Origin of the sequence: Winogradskyella psychrotolerans, from assembly GCF_018860565.1 — a bacterium.
Classification (GTDB): Bacteria; Bacteroidota; Bacteroidia; order Flavobacteriales; family Flavobacteriaceae; genus Winogradskyella; species Winogradskyella damuponensis.
In genome coordinates, this window is sequence record NZ_JAHKPS010000010.1 from 1 (window position 1) to 8,477 (window position 8,477).

An 8,477-nucleotide genomic window follows, 5' to 3' on the forward strand; every position below is an offset into this window, starting at 1 on the left:
ATACACAAAACCGTTGTGAGTAATTACTAAAAACAATAGATGACAAAAGAAAATTTCCAAAATGATATTGAAATTAAGGATAGCCCTGAAATTTTCTTGAATTATTTACAAGGAAACCAAATTTGGTATTTCAGAGATTATCTAAAAGTTGAAAATCCATCAGAGACCTATGACGAATTCAAAAAGTTTGTATCTAAAAGTCTAGGAGTTAGTTTTAATAATGTTTGTATTGTTGGAAGCGGCAAACTTGGTTATAGCTTATCACCGGAAAAAAACTTTAGTGATTTTAATGAAGACGAATCAGATATTGATTTGGTTATAGTATCTAGAAAATATTATTATCAATTCTGGAATGCCTATTTAGACCTTTTTGAAGACAAGGTAAATATTGGTTATAAATATATTACTAGCACTATCTTTAGGCGATTTATTTCGATAAAAGAGCCAAAACCTATTCACCCATTTTTTAAAGAATGGATTTCAAGAATTGAAAAATTTAATAAAGATTATCAATTATTATTTGGTATAAAACACGATATTAACTACAGAATTTACGATTCGTGGGAATCGGTAGAAAGATACCACATAAAAGGTATTCAAGAAATAAAAGAATTAAACACACAAGAAAATTAGAATGGCATCAATCACAGATTATATTTATATTGAAAGAAAAGACGTAAAATGGTTAACTGACCAAATTAAAAACGAATTTTTACACGTTGACAATACTTTCCAAAGACAATATATTTGGACTGTTAAAAATCAGATTAGACTTATAGAAACAATACTGTTGGGCTACGCAATTCCTGAAATTTACTTATGGGAACGAGAAACAGAAAGCGAATCAGGTAACACTAATTTTAGTGTAATTGATGGGCAACAAAGATTAGGCTCAATTTTTAATTTTATTAATGGAGATTTTAAATTAAATGGTACTTATTTAGATTTCAAAGATGCTAACTATGTCGGAAAAGCATTTACAGAATTAACTGAAAATGAAAGAAATCAAATTTGGAAATATCCAATTTCTGTTAGATTTATTAAAGACAATGTATCTAGAGAAGACATTGTGAATATGTTTTTAAGATTAAATAGTACAACGACTACATTAAATCCTCAAGAATTAAGAAATGCTGAATACAGTGGTTTGTTTTTAAGATTAGCCAATGAGCTTAGTGAAAATCCAATTTGGGTAGAAAGTTCTCTCTTTACTGGTTTAGATTATAGAAGAATGAAAGATATTGAATTTATTAGTAGTTTACTAATATTCATAAGATTAGGTATTGAAGAGGAAACAACTCAAAAAAGTATAAACAAAGTTTACGACACCTTTAATCAAGAATACCCTGATTATGAGGAAGATAAAAATTTATTTGAAAACTTGTTATCTATTGTTAGAGAGTTTTTAAATGCTTCTGAATCAAACAAAAAACTTATATCAAGAAAAGTTCATTTTTATACTCTATTTACAGTGGCATATTACTTGTTTCAGAAATATGGAGAAGCTCAACAAAAACACATTGACAATTTCAATGCTTTTGTAGAGGATTATGGAGATACTGATAATCGACAAGGCCTAATTGAGGAATATTTTAGTTTAGGACAAGAAGGTACGCAAAGAAAAAGTAACAGAATCAGAAGATTTGAAATTCTAAAAGAAATATTGGAAAAATAACTACTCACAACACCGTGTATAATTCATTGCTAGTACTCGCCTACTTACGAAAATCCTCGCGGATTTTCTATTCGGTTTGTATTGGTTAAATTAGTTGCTGAAACACGCAACGACATCATACACAAACACGTTGTGGTGCATTTACCACTCAAACCTTAAAACTGAATGAATCAATACGACAAACTCTTAACTTTAGAAAATTTCGAGTTAGCATTTTATAGATTAAAAACTGCACAACGAAACTTATATAAGAGTATTTATTATTCAGATTTAAAAATTTTCGAAACTTTTTTACAATCCAATATTCAAACTTTAATAGAACAATTAAAAACCAAAACTTATAAACCAGAAAGAGCTCATAAAATTTTCATCCCAAAAAAGAATGAATTAGTTCGTCCTCTTTCAATGTTAAAATTTACTGACCTTTTAGTGTATCAAGCTATAGCAAATATAATTACTGATACATCATATGATAAAATTGCACCTCTATATGGAAAAACAATTTTCGGGAATATTGTAAACCACTCAAATTCAAATGATTTAGATAAAATATTCTTCTTTCAACCTTGGAAAAAAAGTTGGAAAAAATTTAGCGAACGCTCTATAAGATATTTTGATGAAGGTTATAAATTCTTATCTGAATTTGATATAGCTTCATTTTTTGATACAATTGACCATAATATTTTATTTCAAATTCTTAAGAAAAACTATGGTATTGAAGATGATATCATTAATTTATTACAAGATTGTCTAGAAATTTGGACAGGCGACTTTAATCATAGAACTTTTATTTCTAAACACGGTATACCTCAAGGTCCATTATCTTCTGCTTTTTTAGCTGATTTATATTTAATCTATCTTGACGATGAAATAACCACAAAAGGTAAACTCGATATTAAATATTTAAGGTATGTCGATGATATTAGAATATTTAGTAAAGACAAAAAAGTTTCTAGAAAAGCAATTGCGGCTTTAGATTTAATTTCACGAGATTTAGGTTTAATACCTCAAGGAGGTAAAATATTTACAAAAGAAGTAGTTGATATTAAAAAAGAACTCAAAGTTCAAAACAATAAGTTTTCTGCAATAAATAAAGAGTATTTAAAAGAAACAGATGGTAAACCACAAAAATCATTAAAAGCTAAAACGCATCGTCAATTAAAAAAGAGATTTATTGATTGCTTTGAACAAGACAATGACATTAGAAAAGAAGATTATTTAGATAAAACAATAATTGGATTTTCTCTTTTTAAACTAAATAAGGATGATGAAATAAAAGAACTCATTATTTCAAATTATGAATTACTTCTTACCCAGTTTGAAGGTATTTTGTTTTATTTACAAAAGCATTATACAAATTCAGCTGATGTACTTTCTTTTTTAAACTCTGTTTTATCAGATGATGATATTTTGTTTCATCATCTTATTGCATTAATATTCAAATGGTTTCCAAGTATAGAATTCAACGAAAATATATTTGAAAAATATATTTCTAAAGGAAATAGAAATTGGCTTGTTAGATATTATATGATAGATTGGTTATATCATAATAATAAAAACGAATTGTTTGAACTCTTACTAGTCGAAAATGGCGGTAACTATTTTATTGAAAGAAAAATAAATGATTACAAATTCATATCATCTAAAGATAATACTTTTAAAAAACTATTTACTATTAGATTACTAAAAGATAAAAATGACTTATTAGCTCTACAAGGCTTATATCTTTCAATACGTAACTTGAGTATATTTTTAGGATTAGAATTGAGTAACGATTACAATAGTTACGTTAAAAGAATTAAAGGAGGTGTTCTTGAAGATTATATAATTCAGACTTTAAAAAACATTTACAATATTACTAATCCTGAAACATTTTTTAATAGAACTATTTGGGCTGATGACGAAATTTATGGAGTATTAAATGAATCCTTGCTTGCATATGAAAAATTTAGATTTAGCGAACCTTCAATAGCTATTTTAAATTTAAATACGTTTAATAATCTGTGCTTTGATAAAATTTGCGAACGTTTAGAAATTAATAAACCAGCAAGTGAATTTGGTGTTAATTTAGACGCTAAAATTATTAACGACGAGCTTCCAAAAACTAATAGATATTGGATTGAAATTAATTCAAAACGTAATCAAAAAACTGAAGCTCATCCATATGATAAATACGGTAAAATCAGAGTCAAAATAGATAAAAATGAACTAATCAAATTACACGGAAAACAAATTGAATCGTTGAAAGAAATTTGCCTTTACCGAAAATATTGAAAAGAGATAAAAAGAAAAAACGACACCACAACACCGTGTATAATTCATTGCTAGTTATAGCTTACTTACGAAAGTCCTCGCGGACTTTCTATCTGTGATTTATTTGCTAACTTTAGTGCTTAAACACGCAACGAAATCATACACAAACACGTTAACTGTAATAACGCAGCGCAATCAAATTCGGAATTTTAAGCAAAAAAAATCAAGTTACTTAAGCCGAATAAAATGCAAAAACCTCACTCGAATTCTGAATTTTAAAAGATTAGATTGATAAACATAACGCACGAATTTCTCACTCGAAATCTGAATGAAAATACATTGGAATTTTAGCTCGTTTGATTAATTGGAATTGGAATCTTACTCAATCGGAATTCTCACTCAAATCCGAATTGAAAACTGTTGAAATTCACTCAGTCGGAATTTTAGCAAGTTTGTAAAAACCGAACTTAGCGGAAATCGAGCATCGCTCGATTTTTTTTTCTAAATTAGAGGTTTAATAATTAAAATTAATTCAGAATCATCGGAATATAAATATTGTGGAATATCAAGAAATCGGAAACACTCAAATAAATAAAAACCAAGTAATTACTACAGTTAACACCGTGTATAATTAATTGCTTTATAGAGCTTACGTACGAAAATCCTCTCGGATTTTCTATTCGGTAAATATTTAGTAACTTAGTTGCCAAACCACGCAACTAACTCATACACAAACACGTTGGCAACAATTTGAGAAATGACGAAAAACATTCAAATTGTTATAATCTTTTTGACATTATCTGCTTGCGGACAAAATGCGACTGAAATGAAAACACCTGAAAATGCGAATGAAAAGTTTGCGGAATTTATAACAAAGAAAAAGTTCGTAGAAGAAAATTTTTATCCTGGAATTGCGGACGAAAAAATGCGACCAGTTTTTACGGAAAAGATAAATCGAATCGCATCGGATTTTAAAACTGTTGCGGAATCGGAAAAACCAACTGACAAAAACTATCAAGAAAAAATCGGAATTGGACTTTCAAGATTTGCGGATATTTATTTGGAATTAGATACAGAAGATAGAGAACGAGTTTGCACATATATTGAGGAATTAATGGACATTGTGGAATTGGAAAGCTCAAATGGACAATTAAATAAATTTATGTACGGATTTGATATTGAGCCATTATTAGATAAAAATTAAATATGGCTAAAGAAAAAATGAAAAAAGAGCATAAAGAAATAATTGATTTGATTTCTACCTATTTAGAATATGACCCAGAATTAAGATTTGGACAAGCACTATTTAATCTCAAAATAAATGAATTTCAAAAGTCTACTGACTCAAGAAATCCTAATTACAATTTAAGAGATATTCATAATGATAATGATGCTGATATTCTTAAGCGTATAAAAAGTCAACTTGAATGGTTTGACTTACAAAAAAGAGTAATGAAAGGGACATCAAAAGTTATCGGAATTGAAGGAATGACTGTTAACGAAAGATTATTTGCGACTGACTTAATGGAGTTATTTGACAAAATGAAAAAAACGAATAAGGAATATGCTCAATACATTCTAAAGTCATTAAAAGTCGATAGAGAATCAATTGAAAAAATACTGAAATAAAAAACTGTTGCCAACACCGTGTATAATTAATTGCTTTGTTCCTGCTCATCTGGAATATTCCTTCGGAATATTCTCAGGTTCGTAAAAGTTTGCTAAATTAGTTGCTTAACCACGCAACTAACCATACACAATCACGTTGTAAAACATTTTGAACAAAACCACGAACTGAATTGGGAACTTGGGGAACAGCCATAAAAAGTAATGATACTTCAGCAGATATTTATGCTGACTTTTTTGATTTATATAACGACGGAAAAGATCCGACAGAAATCAAAAAGAAACTAATTTCGGACAATCCAAACGGAGAGAATGATTTTTGGTTTGCTTTGGCACTAGCTCTTTGGGAAACTAAAAGCTTGTCGACTGATATTCTTGAAAAAGTTCGTGAAATAATCAAAAGCGAATCTGACTTAAAAGTATGGAAAGAACTCGACGCAAGCGAATCGGATATTAAAAAAAGAAAAATTGTACTTGAAAAGTTTTTAGTCAAATTAGAATCCGAAAAAGCTAAACCAAAGGCAAGAAAACGAATTTCCAAAAAAGAACCAATCTTTAAAAAAGGAAGTTGCTTAACATTCAAATTGGAAAATGGAAATTATGGTGGTGGAATCGTTTTGGAATCTGACTTTGAAACAGGTTTTGGTTACAATCTAATCGTTTCAACTCGAATAAATCAAGAAAACAAACCAACGGTTTCGGATTTTAAAAAATGTGATGTTTTAGTTGCAAGTTTTGGGAATTGGAAAGAGGAAACAAAAATTACTTGGTATTTGCCAAAGATGTTCAAAAAAGACTTTTCAGAGTTATTTGAAAATATTGGAGAAATTCTTGTCGAACGGAATTACACGCCAAACGGAAGTGAAATAAGAGCAAGTTTTTCAGCAGGTTGGCAACATATTATTGAGCCAGTAAATCAACAATTGAAATATGAAAAGACAAACGGAATAACTAAATCATTTTCGATTGACAAGTTAATTAAACGAAAAAAATGGTGGCAATTAAAATAAAAAACGTTTTACAACAACGTGTATAATTAATTGCTTTGTTCTAGCTTACTTGCGAAAATTCCTGCGGAATTTTCACGGGTTCGTAAAAGTTTGCTAAATTAGTTGCTTAACCACGCAACTAACCATACACAAAACCGTTACCAACAATTTGAATGACCAACATAAATCCAAATAGAATCAAGTTTTATCAATTCCTAAATGACGACATTTCATTGGAATTATTTGAAAATTGGGTTTATGAAAATAAGGAACTTGAAAATGAAATTCCAGAAGACCATCACAACGATTTATTAGCCTTTAATTTTAAGAGTAGAGAAGTCAAAAATTTCATAAAATCAATCATCAAAAAACATTTTGATTGGAAGGAATTTGAAAAGTATCGAACAATTGAATTACTCAAAAATATTAAGTCTAGTAATATTGAGATTGTTTTGGCAAGTCGGAAATTAAGAGAATTATATCTCGAACAAGAAGAGGAAATTAAAAGACCGTTTCTTACAATTGGACTTGCAATTGGTTATGAAAGTGAACTTGACAATTGCCCAATAGAATCGGAATATAAACTATGGAATTCTGACGCTCTGAAAAAACAACTCGAACCTGTAGAATGGTATCGAAAAAGGATTTTAGAAGATGTTGACGAAGAACTGAACGAATTACTAAACCCTGAAACAAAAGTCATTGACCTTGGTGGAATTGTGAACATTAAGCATTTACACGACACTTTTGCTGAAAGACTTTATTTTCCTGAATTTTATGGAAATAACTGGGATGCGTTTTGGGACTCAATAAGTGGAATTGTAGAAATGCCAGAAATTCTGACCTTGACGAATTGGGAGAAATTCGAAAAAACATTCAAAAAGGATTCGAAAATTTTAAGAGAAATTATAGAGGATTATAACAATCAGAACTCTGAAAAGAAAATAAAAACTGTTGGTAACACCGTGTATAATTAATTGCTATGTTCTTCCCTACTTGCGAAAATTCCTGCGGAATTTTCACGGGTTCGTAAAAGTTTGTTAACTTAGTTGCTTAACCACGCAACTAACCATACACAAACACGTTACCCAACATTTGAAAACGACATACGAACTGACATATAAACCATTGATTAAAATTCTTATTTGGTTAGGAATTTTTCTTGTTGTGATAATATTTTTTGGAGACTTTTTATATGAATTAAAGTATGGAAGAAGTTTAAAAAATTCAAATAGTTTATATGTTACTGGAATTCCCTTTACAATTCTTTTATTACTTCCGAGTTTTTTAATAACAATATTCTATTTAAAAGAAAACTATAAAACTAACTTCACTATTGACAGAAATAAAAACATTATAGAAATTAAATCTGGAAAGAATTTAAAAACTTATAGTTTAGACCAAATTGAAAGTTCAATATATAACAGACAATCTTATCAAAAAGATTTCTTTTGGGACACTTTTTCCTGTTATGCGGATTTAGGCTATTTAGACTTGACTTTTAAAAATAACGACAGATACTTCTTAAGTTGTTTCTTAATTGATATTACGAAAGAACCAATTTTTGAAAACAGCAAAATAAAATACTCTTTTTTACCTTTTATCGATAGGACAGACCCAAAACTGATAATGGAAAAAGCCGAAAAACAGACAACAAAGCGGATTGAAAAACTGAAAAGTAATTATAGTTCTAAAACAGTAACTGAATTGAATGAAATGCTGAATAATAAATCAAAATATCAAAAAGAAGCAATAATAGCAATAAAAGAAACTCTGAAAAATAAAAACGTTGGGTAACACCGTATATAATTTATTGCTAGTTCTAGCCTACTTACGAAAATCCTCGCGGATTTTCTATTTGGTTTGTATTTGCTAAATTAGGTGCTTAAAACACGCAACAAACCATATACAAACACGTTGTGATTAATATTGCC

General features: G+C 28.9%; 8 protein-coding genes. All 8 read left to right on the forward strand.

Annotated elements, in window-relative coordinates:
* The first annotated feature begins 39 nt into the window (after nt 1–39).
* The 8 genes from KO504_RS04085 (at nt 40) to KO504_RS04120 (ending at nt 8,340) form a co-directional block, all read left to right on the forward strand.
* On the forward strand, nt 40–633 hold the full coding sequence (locus tag KO504_RS04085) for a hypothetical protein (protein WP_215925061.1): 594 nt from the start codon (nt 40–42) through the stop codon (nt 631–633).
* A gap of 1 nt (nt 634) precedes the next feature.
* On the forward strand, nt 635–1,675 hold the full coding sequence (locus tag KO504_RS04090; RefSeq protein ID WP_215925062.1) for a GmrSD restriction endonuclease domain-containing protein: 1,041 nt from the start codon (nt 635–637) through the stop codon (nt 1,673–1,675).
* A gap of 165 nt (nt 1,676–1,840) precedes the next feature.
* Nucleotides 1,841–3,949 carry a reverse transcriptase domain-containing protein gene (locus tag KO504_RS04095; RefSeq protein ID WP_215925063.1) on the forward strand — a complete coding sequence of 703 codons (2,109 nt, stop codon included), beginning with the start codon at nt 1,841–1,843 and terminating at the stop codon, nt 3,947–3,949.
* Between the two features lie 736 nt (nt 3,950–4,685).
* Nucleotides 4,686–5,132 carry a DUF4844 domain-containing protein gene (locus KO504_RS04100; protein ID WP_215925064.1) on the forward strand — a complete coding sequence of 149 codons (447 nt, stop codon included), beginning with the start codon at nt 4,686–4,688 and terminating at the stop codon, nt 5,130–5,132.
* Nucleotides 5,133–5,134: 2 nt separating this feature from the next.
* Nucleotides 5,135–5,557 (forward strand): hypothetical protein, encoded by a 423-nt coding sequence (locus tag KO504_RS04105; protein WP_252723617.1) that lies wholly within the window; start codon nt 5,135–5,137, stop codon nt 5,555–5,557.
* Between the two features lie 170 nt (nt 5,558–5,727).
* Nucleotides 5,728–6,564, forward strand: a complete 837-nt coding sequence (locus KO504_RS04110) for a hypothetical protein (RefSeq protein ID WP_215925065.1) — start codon at nt 5,728–5,730, stop codon at nt 6,562–6,564.
* A 152-nt stretch (nt 6,565–6,716) separates the two neighbouring features.
* Nucleotides 6,717–7,520, forward strand: coding sequence for a barstar family protein (locus KO504_RS04115; protein ID WP_215925066.1), 804 nt, complete (start codon nt 6,717–6,719; stop codon nt 7,518–7,520).
* Nucleotides 7,521–7,638: 118 nt separating this feature from the next.
* The gene (locus KO504_RS04120; RefSeq protein WP_215925067.1) at nt 7,639–8,340 is read left to right on the forward strand and encodes a hypothetical protein; all 702 of its coding nucleotides are present in this window, start codon (nt 7,639–7,641) and stop codon (nt 8,338–8,340) included.
* Nucleotides 8,341–8,477 lie beyond the last annotated feature (137 nt).